Source organism: uncultured Aliiroseovarius sp., assembly GCF_947492455.1.
Taxonomy (GTDB): domain Bacteria; phylum Pseudomonadota; class Alphaproteobacteria; order Rhodobacterales; family Rhodobacteraceae; genus Aliiroseovarius.
In genome coordinates, this window is sequence record NZ_CANLNB010000002.1 from 577206 (window position 1) to 591086 (window position 13881).

At 61.0% G+C, this 13881-nt stretch carries 15 protein-coding genes and 1 tRNA gene; 9 read left to right on the forward strand and 7 right to left on the reverse strand.

The features are described 5' to 3' along the window. Positions 1-74 precede the first annotated feature (74 nt). The gene (locus Q0677_RS06235; RefSeq protein ID WP_298907211.1) at positions 75-1613 is read left to right on the forward strand and encodes a trimethylamine methyltransferase family protein; all 1539 of its coding nucleotides are present in this window, start codon (positions 75-77) and stop codon (positions 1611-1613) included. A 77-nt stretch (positions 1614-1690) separates the two neighbouring features. On the opposite strand, the gene Q0677_RS06240 is transcribed toward Q0677_RS06235, so the two are convergent. From Q0677_RS06240 to bamE, 3 genes are all read right to left on the reverse strand, one after another. Continuing rightward, entirely contained in the window at positions 1691-3511 is a 1821-nt protein-coding gene (locus tag Q0677_RS06240) for an ABC-F family ATP-binding cassette domain-containing protein (protein WP_298907214.1), read from the reverse strand. A 31-nt stretch (positions 3512-3542) separates the two neighbouring features. Continuing rightward, on the reverse strand, positions 3543-4283 hold the full coding sequence (locus tag Q0677_RS06245) for a GNAT family N-acetyltransferase (RefSeq protein WP_298907216.1): 741 nt from the start codon (positions 4281-4283) through the stop codon (positions 3543-3545). Between the two features lie 172 nt (positions 4284-4455). After that, a complete protein-coding gene (gene bamE / locus Q0677_RS06250) occupies positions 4456-4926 on the reverse strand; it encodes an outer membrane protein assembly factor BamE (protein ID WP_298907218.1) in 471 nt (156 codons plus the stop codon). Between the two features lie 143 nt (positions 4927-5069). On the opposite strand from bamE, the gene Q0677_RS06255 reads away from it, so the two are divergent. The 8 genes from Q0677_RS06255 (at position 5070) to Q0677_RS06290 (ending at position 11150) form a co-directional block, all read left to right on the forward strand. Continuing rightward, positions 5070-5666 (forward strand): DUF177 domain-containing protein, encoded by a 597-nt coding sequence (locus Q0677_RS06255; RefSeq protein WP_298907220.1) that lies wholly within the window; start codon positions 5070-5072, stop codon positions 5664-5666. A 244-nt stretch (positions 5667-5910) separates the two neighbouring features. Beyond that, on the forward strand, positions 5911-6120 hold the full coding sequence (gene rpmF / locus Q0677_RS06260) for a 50S ribosomal protein L32 (RefSeq protein ID WP_108856658.1): 210 nt from the start codon (positions 5911-5913) through the stop codon (positions 6118-6120). Between the two features lie 56 nt (positions 6121-6176). After that, positions 6177-7265 carry a phosphate acyltransferase PlsX gene (plsX, locus tag Q0677_RS06265; RefSeq protein WP_298907223.1) on the forward strand — a complete coding sequence of 363 codons (1089 nt, stop codon included), beginning with the start codon at positions 6177-6179 and terminating at the stop codon, positions 7263-7265. Further along, positions 7262-8236: a beta-ketoacyl-ACP synthase III gene (locus Q0677_RS06270; protein WP_298907226.1), complete on the forward strand. Its 975-nt coding sequence runs from the start codon at positions 7262-7264 to the stop codon at positions 8234-8236. Before plsX ends, Q0677_RS06270 begins: the two co-directional genes overlap by 4 nt. Before the next feature lie 185 nt (positions 8237-8421). Continuing rightward, a complete protein-coding gene (gene ihfA, locus Q0677_RS06275) occupies positions 8422-8724 on the forward strand; it encodes an integration host factor subunit alpha (protein WP_133486348.1) in 303 nt (100 codons plus the stop codon). A gap of 52 nt (positions 8725-8776) precedes the next feature. Beyond that, the gene (locus Q0677_RS06280) at positions 8777-9802 is read left to right on the forward strand and encodes a MerR family transcriptional regulator (RefSeq protein WP_298907229.1); all 1026 of its coding nucleotides are present in this window, start codon (positions 8777-8779) and stop codon (positions 9800-9802) included. A gap of 100 nt (positions 9803-9902) precedes the next feature. Beyond that, positions 9903-9979: transfer RNA gene (locus Q0677_RS06285), tRNA-Pro, on the forward strand. Between the two features lie 97 nt (positions 9980-10076). Further along, complete coding sequence (locus Q0677_RS06290) at positions 10077-11150, forward strand: 2'-deoxycytidine 5'-triphosphate deaminase (protein WP_298907232.1); 1074 nt, start codon at positions 10077-10079, stop codon at positions 11148-11150. A 31-nt stretch (positions 11151-11181) separates the two neighbouring features. Here Q0677_RS06290 and Q0677_RS06295 read toward each other — a convergent pair whose 3' ends face one another. From Q0677_RS06295 to Q0677_RS06310, 4 genes are read right to left on the reverse strand one after another with little or no spacing between them, the layout of a single operon-like run. After that, the gene (locus Q0677_RS06295; RefSeq protein WP_298907235.1) at positions 11182-11391 is read right to left on the reverse strand and encodes a hypothetical protein; all 210 of its coding nucleotides are present in this window, start codon (positions 11389-11391) and stop codon (positions 11182-11184) included. Positions 11392-11395: 4 nt separating this feature from the next. Further along, complete coding sequence (scpB, locus tag Q0677_RS06300) at positions 11396-12076, reverse strand: SMC-Scp complex subunit ScpB (protein ID WP_298907238.1); 681 nt, start codon at positions 12074-12076, stop codon at positions 11396-11398. After that, positions 12066-12860: a ScpA family protein gene (locus tag Q0677_RS06305; RefSeq protein ID WP_298907241.1), complete on the reverse strand. Its 795-nt coding sequence runs from the start codon at positions 12858-12860 to the stop codon at positions 12066-12068. Before Q0677_RS06305 ends, scpB begins: the two co-directional genes overlap by 11 nt. Further along, positions 12847-13878 (reverse strand): glycoside hydrolase family 3 N-terminal domain-containing protein, encoded by a 1032-nt coding sequence (locus tag Q0677_RS06310; protein WP_298907244.1) that lies wholly within the window; start codon positions 13876-13878, stop codon positions 12847-12849. Before Q0677_RS06310 ends, Q0677_RS06305 begins: the two co-directional genes overlap by 14 nt. Between the last annotated feature and the right edge of the window lie 3 nt (positions 13879-13881).

Consider the following 13881-nt stretch of genomic DNA (forward strand, 5'->3'; position numbering starts at 1 on the left):
CGTGCAGCACGTGGCCGCCCCTGCTGATGTCATTTCTCAGAAATTGACACGACAGCAGGAAGGACATCCCACATATGACAGCAAGAACTTCGCGCCGCGCGGGCGGCCGTCAGGCCCGCCAAGCCCTTCGCGCAGCGCCTTTGGCCAAGGATTCGCGCCCCGTACGCGCCGGCCTTGAAGGCGGCACATATAAGCCCCTCACCCCGGAAGGCATGGAGCGCATTCACCAAGCCGCCTTGGACGCATTGGAGCAGATCGGTCTGGCCGACGCCCCCCCGTCCGGCGTCGAGATCATGACCAAAGCCGGCGCCATTCTGGGCGATGACGGGCGTCTACGCTTCCCCCGCGCCTTGGTCGAGGACATGCTGGCCAAGGCAGCCAAGGACATCACGCTCTGCGCGCGCGATCCGCAGCATGACCTGAACCTTGCAGGGTCTCGCGTGCATTACGGCACGGCGGGGGCAGCGGTGCATATGGTCGATGTGGACGGGCGCGAATACCGCGACAGCACCGTGCAGGATCTGCATGATGCGGCCCGGATCGTGGACCAGCTGGACAACATCCATTTCCTGCAGCGCCCGATGGTGTGCCGCGACATTCCCGACAACCGCGAGATGGACCTGAACTCGATTTATGCCAGCGTGACCGGGACCAAGAAACACATCGGCGTGTCCTTCACCGAGCCGGATTTCGTCGATGACGGGATCGAGCTGTTGCACATGATGGCCGGGGGCGAGGACGCATGGCGCGCGCGCCCCTTCGTGTCGAATTCCAACTGTTTTGTCGTGCCGCCGATGAAATTCGCCACCGAAAGCTGCGAGGTGATGGAGAAAGTCATCGCCGCAGGCATGCCTGTCTTGCTGCTGTCGGCAGGTATGGCCACCGCCACCGCCCCGCCCACGCTGGCAGGCGCGATCGTGCAGGCCGTGGCGGAGTGCTTGGCGGGCGTGGTCTATGTGAATGCGATCAAACCGGGGCATCCTGCGATCTTCGGCACCTGGCCCTTCGTGGTCGATCTGCGCTCTGGCGCGATGTCGGGGGGATCGGGCGAACAGGCGTTGATGACCGCGGGTTGCGCGCAGATGCATCAATTCTATGGCCTGCCGGGCGGCGCGGCTGCCGGGTTCTCGGACTCGAAACTTCCCGACATGCAAGCCGGGTGGGAGCAGATGTGCTCGAACGTGATGGCCGGTCTGTCGGGGCTGAACATGGTCTACGAGGCCGCGGGCATGCATGCGTCCCTGCTGGGATTCTGCCATGAAAGCCTGATCCTTGGGGATGACATCATCGGGCAGGCCCTGCGCTGTGTGCGTGGGATCGAGGTGACCGAGGATGCGGTTAGTCTGGATATGATGCGGTCAGTCTGTCTGGGCGGGCCGGGGCATTACCTGGGCGAGGATCAGACGCTGAGCCTGATGCAGACGGAATATGTCTATCCCACCCTTGGCGACCGCACATCGCCCAAGGAATGGGCCGAGGTCGGCAAGCCCGATCTGGTGCAGGCGGCCAAGGCGCGCAAAGAGGCCATTCTGGCCGAAACGTCGCGCGCGCATTTGGATCCGGTTGTGGACGCGGCGATCCGGGCGCGGTTCAATATCCATCTGCCGAAATAAGCGCCAAATATGCAAGATCAGGACCGGGGGTTTTGCACCCCCGGACCCCCGCAGGATATTTTTGACAAGAAAATGCGTTAGCTGGCGACTTCGGCTTTTTCTTCCAGCTCCAGCCATTCTTCCTCAGCGGCGGCAAGTTTTTGTTGCCGCTCGGCCAGACCTTCCGAGGCTTTCTTGAATTTCACGGGTTCCTTGGTGAATAGATCCGGGTCCATCAGGAACTCTTCCAGCTTGGCGATCTCGGCCGACAGGCGGTCCATTTCGTCGGGCAGCGCTTCCAGCCGGTGTTTTTCGGTGAAGCTGAGGCCAGACGCGGCTTGCTGGATCTTGGGTTTGTCTTTCGCAGGCGCTTTGGGTTTCTCAGATTTCTTCGCTGCCGGAGCCTCATCTTCCTGCCGTTGCGCACGGTAATCTGACCAGCCGCCCGCATAGGCTGCGGCGACCCCGTTGCCTTCCATTGCAATCGTACGCTCAGCCACGCGGTCCAGGAAGTCACGGTCGTGGCTGACGACCAGCACGGTGCCATCAAAGCCCGAGATCAGCTCTTGCAGCAGGTCCAGCGTTTCCACGTCCAGATCGTTGGTCGGTTCGTCGAGCACCAGAAGGTTCGACTGCCGCGCCATGATGCGGGCAAGGATCAGGCGGGCTTTTTCGCCACCGGACAGCGAGCGCACGGGCGCGCGGGCTTGTTCGTCCGAGAACAGGAACTCTTTCAGGTAGCCAACCACATGTTTCGGGTTGCCCCGCACCATCACCTGATCGGATTTGCCCGAGATACGCATTTCCGGGTCCGAGGTCAGGTTCTCCCACAGGCTGGCATTTTCATCCAAGGTGGACCGGTTCTGGTCAAACACCGCCATTTCGATGCCCGTGCCGTGCGTGACGCTGCCCGTGTCGGGGTCTTCCTGCCCCGTCAGCATTTTCAAAAGCGTGGTTTTGCCCGCGCCGTTGGGTCCGACAAAGGCGATGGTTTCGCCGCGCATGACGCGCAGATCGAAGGGCTTCAGGATGACCTTGTCGCCATACGTCTTTGAAATCCCCTTGGCCTCGATCACCTTGCGTCCAGATTTCGGCCCTGCCTCAAGCGCCATTTCCGCGGTGCCCTGCCGTTTGATCTGCGCCGCGCGCTCGTCCTTCATCGCGTGCAGCGCGCGCAGGCGGCCTTGGTTGCGTTTGCGGCGGGCCGAGATGCCTTCGACCGCCCAGCGGGCTTCGGATTTAATCTTGCGGTTCAGCTTGTGGCGGTTCAGGTCTTCCTCTTCCCAGACCTTGTCACGCCACGCCTCGAAGTGCTCGAAGCCTTTTTCCTGACGGCGCACCTGCCCCCGGTCGACCCAGAGCGTGGCGCGGGTGAGAGCGCGCAGGAAGGCTCGGTCGTGGCTAATCAGGACAAAGCCCGCGCGGGTTTGTTGCAGCTCGTTTTCCAACCATTCGATGGCCTGAATGTCGAGGTGGTTGGTCGGTTCATCCAGAAGCATGAGTTCCGGCGCTTCCGCCAGCAGTTTGGCCAGTGCGGCGCGGCGGCGTTCCCCGCCCGAGGCGGTCGCGACCGGCGTATCAAGCTTCATTTTCAGCCCTTCGGCGACACGCTCGACCAGATAGTCATGTCCCGGCTCAAGGCCCGAGGCGGCGAACTCGCCCAATGTCTCAAAGGCGGACAGATCGGGGTGCTGGTCCATATAGCCAACCGTGACACCGGGCGACAGAACGCGGGTGCCGGTGTCGGGCTCGACCATGCCAGCCATGATCTTCATCAGGGTCGACTTGCCCGACCCGTTGCGCCCAACCAGCGCCACGCGGTCGCCGGGCTGCACCACAAGGTCCAAACCGTCAAAGATAGGATCGCCGCCGAAGGTCAGGGCGATATCGTTCATCTGCAAAAGGGGTATACGTGCCATAGGGCCGGGTTACGGGCTTGCGCCTTTGGGGTCAAGCGGGCGTGGCCACCGCGCGCAAAAGTCGGGCGCGTGCAGGCGGGACCGAGGCGATCTCGACCCCTGTAAACACATGCAGCGTGTTCAGGTCGTGATCTACAACAGCGTGGTCCGAGACCCAGCCGCCCATCATCAGATAGGTGCGCAGAAGCGGCGGCAGGCCCAGCATGGCGCGTTTGGCGTCAGGGGTGCGGCGCAGGCGTTGCGCAAAGCGAAACACCTTGGGGGCTTTGACACGCGGTAGCCAGCGTTTAGGGGCGATATGGCGATCTCGTAGAAGCGCGAATGTGTCCAGATAGCGCGCCTCGTCCGTGCCCTGAAAAGACGAACAGCCGAACATCAGCCCGATGTTTTCTTGATCCACGTAATGCGTCATGGCCCCCCATGCGACGCGCAGGATATCTGCGCCGTCTTGGGCGTCTGGGTCGATACAGAAGCGGCCCATCTCGATCATCGGACTGGCATAGTCGCGCAGGGCCGACAGCTCGTAGAACTGGGCAGAATAGCTGTCACCGATGGATGTGCCATCCTGAAAAGGCATCAGGCGAAAGCAGGCCACAAGTTTGCCAGTAGAGACCTCTTCCACCAGCATGTGACGGCACATATCGTCATAGGGGTCCGCGTCCAGCCCCTCGCCCCCGCGAAAACACCGGTGGCGCAAGGCTTGGGCAGCCCGAATATCGGCCTGTGTGTCGTTAAACCGTGCGTGAAAGCGCGGTGTCGTCCCGTTCGGCATCTGGTGCCTCCGCCATTTGCGCGACTGTCATAGTGGTCATGTGCGCCTGAGCCCTTCTGCCAACAAGATATGACAGGCAGGTGACGTCGCGAAAGCGAAAGCTGCGCCCCCTCCCCAAAAACGAAAAAGGCGCCGGAGGAACCGACGCCAAATTCCAAGATTTCAGGCAGACTTAGCCGCCCAGTTGATCCGCCAGATTGATTCGGCCAAACGAGCCAAAGAGCTGACGCAGGAAGCTGACGCCCTTGATGTTGCTTGCGGTCACGCGGCGCTCAAGCACGACGACCTGACCGTCTTCCAGCCCAAAACGCTCGATATTCTCAACGCGTCCCTTGCTGTCAAAACTGATTGCAAGAACTTCGCGGTCGATCTCTTTCGGGGCATTGTACAGGTAGTGCTCGAAGCGCGAGCGGACATAATAATAACCACTGTCAGAGAGAAGCCCCTGCGTTCCGGGCTTGCCGATAGCCTCGGTCACGGATTCGCGAGTATCTTTGCCAACCACCAGAAGATCGACGTCTTCTTTCACCGGCATGTAGCCGTGATTGCGGTAGGTTGCGGAACATGCCGTCAAGGCGATGGCAAGCGTGATGGCGACAGTAACTTGGCCGACGCGTTTCACCCTATCCGAAAGATAAGACATATGCTCCCCTTGCGTTCTTCCCTTGCTTCTGGGTATCGGCTTATCTCAGGAACGGCTTTGGTTCAAGAAACGATACTCATCTTGTATCCAGCGGTGGGGATTCCCACCATATACCGCGCAACTTAATGTCAGGAGACACCGCCATGAGCACCGATACGCCCAACACTGGCCAAGACGCGCCTGTGTATCAGCACGTGTTGCGCGTGGCAGATCTGTCGACCAGCGCAGAGACCTCGTTCGAACTGATCCCGACAGCGGCAGAGTGCAAAGCGATTGCCGATGATCTTGGGTTACCGGCTCTGCGCAAGGTCCGGTTCAAGGGCACGTTGGTGGCACGTGGCAAGCGGGACTGGCAGCTGAAAGCGCAGCTGGGCGCGACCGTGGTGCAGGACTGCGTTGTGACACTTGATCCCGTCACCACCCGGATCGAAGAACCCGTCAGCCGCCGCTGGGTCCGTGATCTGCCCGAGCTTGAGGCCGGCGATGAGATCGAAATGCCGGACGATGAAACCTTGGAACAGCTTGGGCCAGAGATCGATCTGGGCGAGGTTCTGACCGAATCCCTTGCGCTCGCCCTGCCGCTTTTTCCGCGTGTAGACGGCGCAGAACTGGACCAGCGCAACTTTGCAGCCCCGGGCGTAGCCCCAATGAGCGATGAGGACGCAAGGCCGTTTGCGGGACTGTCTGCCCTGCGCGATCAACTGGCGGGCAAAAGCGACTCGGACGACGACGGAAAATAAGCCGATTGGGGCGTATCACGCGGAAATACCCCCGGAAAACCGCAGTTTTCGGCGAAATCGGCCCAATCTGCACTTGCAAGAAAGAAGAATCCCAGTATTTTCCCGGCTTCTTCCACAAGATGGGTTGGACAGCGCCCCGCAAACAGCGTATGAGGCGCCAGACTCAGACACGAGGATAAGCAGGCTTCCCCGAAGTCTAAAGAATTCACCGGGCCATGTGCCCCCAAAATCGAAGGTTGAGACCATGGCCGTCCAACAGAACAAAGTATCCAAGTCGCGCCGCAACAACCGCCGCGCACATGACGCTCTGGTTGCTGCGAACCCGAACGAATGTTCGAACTGCGGCGAGCTGAAGCGCCCCCACCACGTGTGCCCGTCCTGCGGTCACTATGACGACCGTGAAGTTGTTGCCATGGCCGATGAAATCGACCTGGACGACGAGGACGCAGCGTAAGGCACTTGCCCCGCGCGGGTGGGCATGTCAGAAAATCCCCGAGCATGGGATAAAGAATGACAATGAACGCCCCCAAACGCACAATCGTATCGGTCGACGCTATGGGCGGAGATCTTGGACCGGCAGCCGTGGTTGCCGGTCTTGCGCTGTCTGCAGACAAGAACCCGAACATCGGGTTCATTCTGCATGGCAATAAACCCGAACTGGAAAAACTGGTCGCACGGACCAAAGGTCTGGCCGAGGTCTGTGACATTCGTCACGCCGACGAGGTCGTGACCATGGACGCCAAGCCCAGCTTTGTGATGCGCAACGGTCAGAACACCTCGATGTGGTCGACCATTGACGCGGTGCGCAATGGCGAGGCCGATGTGGCCGTCAGCTGCGGCAACACCGGCGCGCTGATGCTTTTGTCGATGGTCCGCCTGCGCAAGTTGCCCGGCGTGAACCGTCCGGCGATTGCCTGCCTCTGGCCCTCGCGCAACCCTGAAGGCTTCAACGTAATGCTGGATGTGGGCGCGGATATTCGCGCCGATGACACCGACCTTCTGCAATATGCGATGATGGGCGCGTCCTATGCGCGCAACGGTCTTGGGCTGGAACGTCCTCGTGTTGGCCTGCTGAACGTCGGCACCGAAGAGCACAAAGGCCGTCCCGAGCTGAAAAGCGCCAATGAACTGATCGCAGAGGCCGCGGATCGCGCCAATATCGACTATGTCGGCTTTGTCGAAGGGGGCGATATCCCCTCGGACCGCGTGGACGTGATTGTCACCGATGGCTTCACCGGCAACGTGGCGCTGAAAACCGCCGAAGGCACGGCCAGCCTTGTCTCGGGCCTTTTGCGCGATGCGTTCAACGCGACCCTGCTGTCCAAGCTGTCAGCGCTTCTGTCGCTGACCTCGCTGCGGCGTCTTAGCAAACGTGTGGATCCGCGCCGCAACAATGGCGGCGTGTTCCTTGGCCTGAACGGCACCGTGGTCAAAAGCCATGGCTCGGCAGACGCGACGGGCATGTCTGCCGCCGTCAAACTGGCCTTCCGCTTGGCTGAAAGCGGCTTCACGCAGAAGCTGGCCGCGCGGGTTGCATCCGCCGGTACGCCAAGCCAAGATCAAAAAACTCAAGAACCGGAAGGTAAGCAGCCAGAATGACACTTCGCGCCGTGGTCAAAGGCGTCGGGCACTATCTGCCCGAACGCGTGGTTCCGAACTCGTATTTCGAAGACATCGTAGACACATCGGACGAATGGATTCGCACCCGCTCGGGGATTGAACGTCGTCATTTCGCTGCAGAAGACGAAACCACCTCGAAAATGGGCGCCGACGCAGCGCGGGCAGCGCTTGCGGATGCGGGGTTGGAGCCGGATGACATCGACGCCATCGTCGTCGCCACCTCGACCCCGGACCTGACCTTCCCGTCGGTCGCCACCATGATCCAGAACGAGCTGGGCATGACGCGCGGCTTCGGCTTTGACGTGCAGGCTGTCTGCGCAGGCTTCGTATTTGCCCTGACCAACGCCAATGCGCTGATCGTATCGGGTCAGGCCAAACGCGTTCTGGTCATCGGCGCCGAGACATTCTCGCGCATTCTGGACATGAAAGACCGCGCGACCTGTGTGCTGTTTGGCGACGGCGCGGGTGCGCTGGTGCTGGAAGCTGAAGAAGGCGCCGGAGAAAACACCGATCGCGGCATCCTGTCAGCGGACCTGAATTCCGACGGTCGCCTGCGCGAGATGCTGTATGTAGACGGCGGCGTGTCGACCACGCAGACCTCGGGCCACCTGCGCATGCAAGGCAACCCGCTGTTCCGTCAGGCCGTTGGCAAGCTGGCCCAGACCGCGGAAACCGCCTTGTCCAAAGTGGGCCTGACCGACGACGATGTGAACTGGATTGTGCCTCACCAGGCCAATATCCGGATCATCCAAGGCACCGCGAAGAAACTTGGCGTCCCGATGGAGCGCGTCGTGGTGACTGTTCAGGATCACGGCAACACCTCGGCCGCGTCGATCCCACTGGCCATGTCTGTGGCGCGCGCTGAAGGTAAGATCAAGGACGGAGATCTTCTGGTCGCCGAAGCCATTGGTGGCGGTTTGGCGTGGGGTGCCGTGGTTATCCGTTGGTAAGGCACCTACCTGCCTGCGTACCACATCCCCATTTTCCCCCTGAATTGCGCAGGCAAGCTTCTGCTTTCGCAAGCCATTGATATTGACTCGGAATTTCAAAAATTCCATGCTCGCTTCAATAACTGATCATGCCCGGTGCCCACGCACCCATAAAAAGGGCAGTTAAAGCCATTCAGGGGGACAATATGAGTGAAAAGACTTTGACCCGCATGGACCTTAGCGAGTCCGTGTTTCGCGAGGTCGGCCTGTCGCGCAACGAAAGCGCGCAACTGGTTGAAAACGTCTTGAACCACATCTCGGACGCGCTGGTATCTGGCCAAAGCGTCAAAATCTCGTCATTCGGCACATTTTCCGTCCGCGATAAAGCGGCGCGCGTTGGCCGCAACCCCAAGACCGGGGAAGAAGTGCCGATCCTGCCGCGGCGCGTCTTGACCTTCCGCCCCTCGCATCTGATGAAAGATCGCGTTGCGGATGGCAACAAGCGCTAAACGGGGTCCCTGACGGCACCCACGCGGTACAGAATAGAAGGCAGGCACACGCATGGACAAGAAGTCTCCGGACGCGTTTCGCACCATCAGCGAAGTGGCCGATTGGTTGGGTGTGCCCACGCATGTTCTGCGCTTCTGGGAAAGCCGGTTTACCCAAGTCAAACCTGTCAAACGTGCCGGGGGGCGGCGGTATTATCGCCCCGCGGATATGGAGCTTCTGGGCGGCATTCGGAAGCTTTTGCACGAAGACGGCATGACCATTCGCGGCGTCCAGAAACTGCTGCGCGAAAAAGGCGTGAAGCATGTGGCGGCCATGTCGCCTCGGCTGGACAGCAACGAAATGCGGAATTCTGACGGGTCGAATGTCGTCCCGCTGACACCGCCATCCAAGGCTGTCGAAGAACCAGCGACAAATGACGCGCTGACCTCTGCGGAGCCTGCGGTTGAAGAAACACCGCCCGCGCCGCAAGAGGCTACGGAAGTACCGCAGGACGCCGCCATTGACGAGTCGCCGCCGACTTTGACCGATGCGGCAGAAGACGCAGCCAGCATGGATGCGGCCCCCGAAGACCCCGTTGAAGACGCCCCTGCCGAACCGGATCTGTTCGCAGCAGAGTTCATACAGGTGGCTGAAAAGATTGAAGAAACACCACCAGAACCGGAACCTACGACGCCCGAACACCATATCGAACCGACTGAGCTTGATGCCGACATCGCCGCGTCGCACCCGGAAGAAGACGTCTCGAGCCCGGTCGACGACAACACGGTTTTCGACGCTGCAGTGTCGCAAGATACGCCTGAGCCCGAGGTCGCAGAGCCAACGGAAGCCGAGCTCGTAGCAGAGCCTGATCCCGTCCCTGAAGCGCCAGCCCCCATCGACATCTCGCATGTTGCGGCGGACGTGTCAGACGACGCCTTCACCCCCGCGCCGGATGCTCTGGCCAGCGCCCGCCTTCGTGCGCTCCGCGCCGCAGGCACGTCGCTGCCGGAAGACGCCCTGCGCAATCTGACCGCGCGCCTGTCCGATCTGGCGGCGCGCATGGCCCCTGCCCCGTCGGACAATGGGCAGGCAGAATGACCCTGCAACAGGCTTGGGCAACGTCTTTGGAAAGAATGCGCATTTTCCGCTCTTTTCTCGCTTGCCCTGCCCGTGAAAATCACTATGTAAGGGCCTCAGTCGGGCTATGGCGCAGCCTGGTAGCGCGTCCGTCTGGGGGACGGAAGGTCGCAGGTTCGAGTCCTGCTAGCCCGACCAATTCAAAAAACGCCCGCCCGGGTTTCGGGCGGGTGTTTTTGTATCTAACAGGCAGCGCGGGCGGCATCCCGGCGGCCTGCGCCGAAGGAGGAACGCCATGAAATCCGGTGTGCTGGCCGATCATCAGATCCGGCAGATGATCACGGAAGGCGGTATTTCCGCGTCCTCGCCCATCCTGAACGAACAGGTCCAACCGGCCTCGCTTGATCTGCGTTTGGGGGAAAAAGCTTACCGCGTGCGCGCGTCTTTCCTGCCCGGCAAAGACGCCACCGTGGCCGACCGCCTGTCGGAACTGACCATGCACGAGCTGTCGCTGACCGGTGGCGCCGTGCTGGAAAAAGGCTGCGTCTATGTGATTCCCCTGATGGAGCAGTTGAACCTGCCTGAAGGCATGACCGCCGCCGCCAGCGCCAAAAGTTCAATTGGCCGGGTCGACCTAATGACCCGCGTGATCACCGATCAAGGGATCGAGTTTGACCGCGTCCCCGAAGGCTATGACGGCCCGCTTTATGCCGAGCTTTGCCCACAGAGCTTTTCCGTCGTCGCCCAGCCCGGCCAACTGTTGAACCAGATCATTTTCCGTCAGGGCAAAACGATTCTGTCCGATGATGAACTGCGCGATGTGCATGCCCGCAGCCCCATCGTCTCGGGCGAGCCGGTGATTTCCGACGGGTTGGGCTTTTCGGTCGATCTGAAGCCTGCTGACGGCGATCTGGTCGGCTATCGCGCCAAGCGTCACACGGGCGTCGTGGACCTGTCGAAGCTGGCCCATTACGACCCATCCGAGTACTGGGAAGAGGTCCGCACCACCGAAGGCCGCATCATCCTAGACCCCGGTGCGTTTTATATCCTCGTCAGCCGCGAAGCGATTGCCATCCCGCCCGATTGCGCTGCCGAAATGGCCCCCTATCTGGCGATGGTCGGCGAATTTCGAGTGCATTACGCGGGCTTCTTCGATCCCGGTTTCGGATATGACGCCGCTGGCGGGTCCGGGTCGCGCGGGGTGCTGGAAGTCCGCTGCCACGAGGCCCCGTTCGTCTTGGAACACGGACAGGTCGTCGGCCGCCTTGTCTATGAGAAGATGAGCGAAATCCCCGAAGCGCTTTATGGTGTCGACATCAAGTCGAACTATCAGGGCCAAGGGCTGAAGCTGTCGAAGCATTTTAAGTAATCACGCGCGGACCATCGTCGCGAGGCGCGAATTAAAACAATCGCCGTCCGATCCGCATGGTCTTGCGCCCGCGCTTGGCAAGTTCTTTGGCTTTATTGGCCTCTTCGCGTTGTGCCGGGGTCATATCTTCTTCGCGTCGACCTTTCCGGGTGGCCATGTCGATCCCGGTGTTCACACCTTTGTTGATGAGGCGGCGCGTCACCATACGGATGACCATATTAATCAGCTGATTGGCATTCATAGAGTTAATCCTCGAATAGTTCGGACTGGCCCTCGGGGCTTTCGTCCTCGTCATCACTGTTGGGTCCGGGCATCGCGCCGGGGGGCGGACGGCTTTCCAGCAGACCGGCCGAGCGCAGTTCTTTCAGGCCCGGCAGATCGCGTGCGCTTTCCAGACCGAAGTGATCCAGGAAGCCCGGTGTGACCACGAAGGTGACCGGGCGGCCCGGTGTCATGCGGCGGCGGCCAAAACGGATCCACTCCATCTCGATCAGCTGGTCGATGGTGCCGCGACTGACGGACACGCCGCGGATCTCTTCGATCTCGGCCCGCGTAACCGGTTGATGATAGGCGATAATTGCCAAAGTCTCGATCGCGGCACGGGACAGTTTGCGCTGCTCGACCGTTTCTTTCTGCATCAGATAGCCAAGGTCGGGCGCGGTGCGAATGGCCCAGGCATCCCCCACTTTGACAACGGTCACGCCGCGGCCTTCATAGCGCTTGCGCAGATGGACCAGCGCCTCGGCGGCGTCGCAGCCGTGGGGCATCCGGTCTTCCAGCTCTTTCACGCTGACGGCCTCGGTAGAGGCAAAAAGGATGGCTTCCACCATGCGTTCCTGTTCGCCCATTGGTGGGGCCTCGAACAGGCTTTCCTCGCGCGCGTCCTGCCCTTCTTGGGGCGTGTCACTGATCACATCATCCGTCATGCGTTTTCCTGCGGATTTGAATGGGCGAAAACGTGTCGCCCTGTCTGAGTTCAAGTTCGCCCCGTTTGGCCATTTCCAACGTGGCGGCAAAATTTGCGGCCATGGCCGAGCGGCGCTTGGCGGGGTCGACCTCCCACCCTTCGGGCAGGTAGGACGTCAACTCGGTCCAGTCACCCGCATAGTTGATCAGACCGCGCATGCGGTCCAGCGCCTGCTCCATCGTCATCACCGCGTCGCGGTCCATGACAAAGGGGCGGAATTCGTCTTTGGTGCGGATGCGCGCATAGCCCTGCATCAGGTCCAGAAGCGTCGCGGTATAGGTCACGCGGCGCACACGGGTCACGTCCTCGGGCAGGCCCCGGGCAAAGAAATCACGTCCCAATTGATCCCGCGCCATCAGCTTGGCGGCGGCATCGCGCATGCCCTGAAGGCGCTCCAGCTGGAAGGCAAGGTGGGCGGCGAGTTCTTCACCAGACGGGCCTTCTTCGGTGGGATCGGGGGGCAACAACAGGCGCGATTTCAGGAAGGCCAGCCACGCCGCCATCACCAGATAGTCGGCGGCGAGTTCAATCCGCAGATGCCGCGCGCGTTCCACAAAAGCCAGATATTGCACCGACAGTTCCAGAACCGAGATCTTGCGCAGATCTACCTTTTGCGTGCGAGACAGAGTCAGAAGCAGATCGAGCGGGCCTTCAAACCCCTCGACGTCAACGATCAGCGCCTCGGCGGCCAACCGCTCGGACACTGACATTGTATCTTCTTGAAACTCTTCAGTCTCGCTCATCACCTGCCTGTATTACTGTCTCACCAGTCATCAGGCTTTGAAATTCAGCGTCCAAGGCATCAATGTCAATGGGAACGGGTGGTTTGCGCCAGGAAAGCGCGGTTTCGGCGCGCGAAAGCGCCTCTCCGGTCAGATCTCCGCAGGCGTCGGCGACCTCTTCCATCTGCTCAAGCACGCCATTGCAGTGCAGAACGATGTCACAGCCCGCCCGAAGTGCGGCGCGGGACCGCACGGATAGCGCACCCGACAGCGCCTTCATCGAGATGTCATCCGTCATCAGAAGTCCGCCAAAGCCGATTTTGTTGCGGATCAGCGCGATCATATCCGGGCTTTGGGTGGCGGGATGGTCAGGGTCGATATCCTCAAAGATGATATGGGCGGACATGCCAAGGGGAAGCCCGGCCAGCGGCTCGAACGCCATGAAATCGGTCCAGCCGAGTTCCTTCGCTTTGGTCTTCACGCGTGGAAGCTCCAGATGCGTGTCCAGCGTTGATCGCCCATGGCCGGGGATGTGTTTCACCACCGGCAACACACCGCCATCCAGCAGGGCTTGTGCCACACTGGCGGCGCGTTCGGCCACCTTCACCACGTCTTCGCCGTAGCAGCGGTTATGCAGGATCGGATGGGTCTCACCCATGGCAATGTCGGCCAGCGGCGCACAGTTGCCGTCGATTCCGACCGACAAAAGTTCATCCGCGATCAGGCGATAGCGGATGTAGAGGCTGCGGACCGAGGCTTTGGGGTTCAGCTTGACCTGATCCAAAGCGGGCAGCCACTCGCGCCAATAGGGCGCGCCCATACGGGCCACTCGGCCCCCTTCTTGATCAATAAAGATGGGTGCGTCCCGCCCGACGGCGCCGCGCAACTCGCTGGTCAATGCGCGTAGCTGGTCAGGCGTGTCCACATTCCGCGCGAACAGGATGAACCCCCACGGCTGCGCGCGTTCAAAGAAATCCCGTTCGGCCCGCGACAGCGTGGTGCCCTCGCAGCCCAGAATATATGCGCCAACGCGGGACATAGT

Bases quoted from the DNA above. Each gene is read 5' to 3' on its own strand.
- rpmF (WP_108856658.1), top strand. From the start codon at position 5,911: ATGGCCGTCCAACAGAACAAAGTATCCAAGTCGCGCCGCAACAACCGC.
- Q0677_RS06290 (WP_298907232.1), top strand. From the start codon at position 10,077: ATGAAATCCGGTGTGCTGGCCGATCATCAGATCCGGCAGATGATCACG.
- Q0677_RS06305 (WP_298907241.1), bottom strand. From the start codon at position 12,860: ATGAGCGAGACTGAAGAGTTTCAAGAAGATACAATGTCAGTGTCCGAG.
- Q0677_RS06295 (WP_298907235.1), bottom strand. From the start codon at position 11,391: ATGAATGCCAATCAGCTGATTAATATGGTCATCCGTATGGTGACGCGC.
- scpB (WP_298907238.1), bottom strand. From the start codon at position 12,076: ATGACGGATGATGTGATCAGTGACACGCCCCAAGAAGGGCAGGACGCG.
- plsX (WP_298907223.1), top strand. From the start codon at position 6,177: ATGACAATGAACGCCCCCAAACGCACAATCGTATCGGTCGACGCTATG.
- Q0677_RS06255 (WP_298907220.1), top strand. From the start codon at position 5,070: ATGAGCACCGATACGCCCAACACTGGCCAAGACGCGCCTGTGTATCAG.
- ihfA (WP_133486348.1), top strand. From the start codon at position 8,422: ATGAGTGAAAAGACTTTGACCCGCATGGACCTTAGCGAGTCCGTGTTT.
- bamE (WP_298907218.1), bottom strand. From the start codon at position 4,926: ATGTCTTATCTTTCGGATAGGGTGAAACGCGTCGGCCAAGTTACTGTC.
- Q0677_RS06235 (WP_298907211.1), top strand. From the start codon at position 75: ATGACAGCAAGAACTTCGCGCCGCGCGGGCGGCCGTCAGGCCCGCCAA.
- Q0677_RS06245 (WP_298907216.1), bottom strand. From the start codon at position 4,283: ATGCCGAACGGGACGACACCGCGCTTTCACGCACGGTTTAACGACACA.
- Q0677_RS06270 (WP_298907226.1), top strand. From the start codon at position 7,262: ATGACACTTCGCGCCGTGGTCAAAGGCGTCGGGCACTATCTGCCCGAA.
- Q0677_RS06280 (WP_298907229.1), top strand. From the start codon at position 8,777: ATGGACAAGAAGTCTCCGGACGCGTTTCGCACCATCAGCGAAGTGGCC.
- Q0677_RS06240 (WP_298907214.1), bottom strand. From the start codon at position 3,511: ATGGCACGTATACCCCTTTTGCAGATGAACGATATCGCCCTGACCTTC.
- Q0677_RS06310 (WP_298907244.1), bottom strand. From the start codon at position 13,878: ATGTCCCGCGTTGGCGCATATATTCTGGGCTGCGAGGGCACCACGCTG.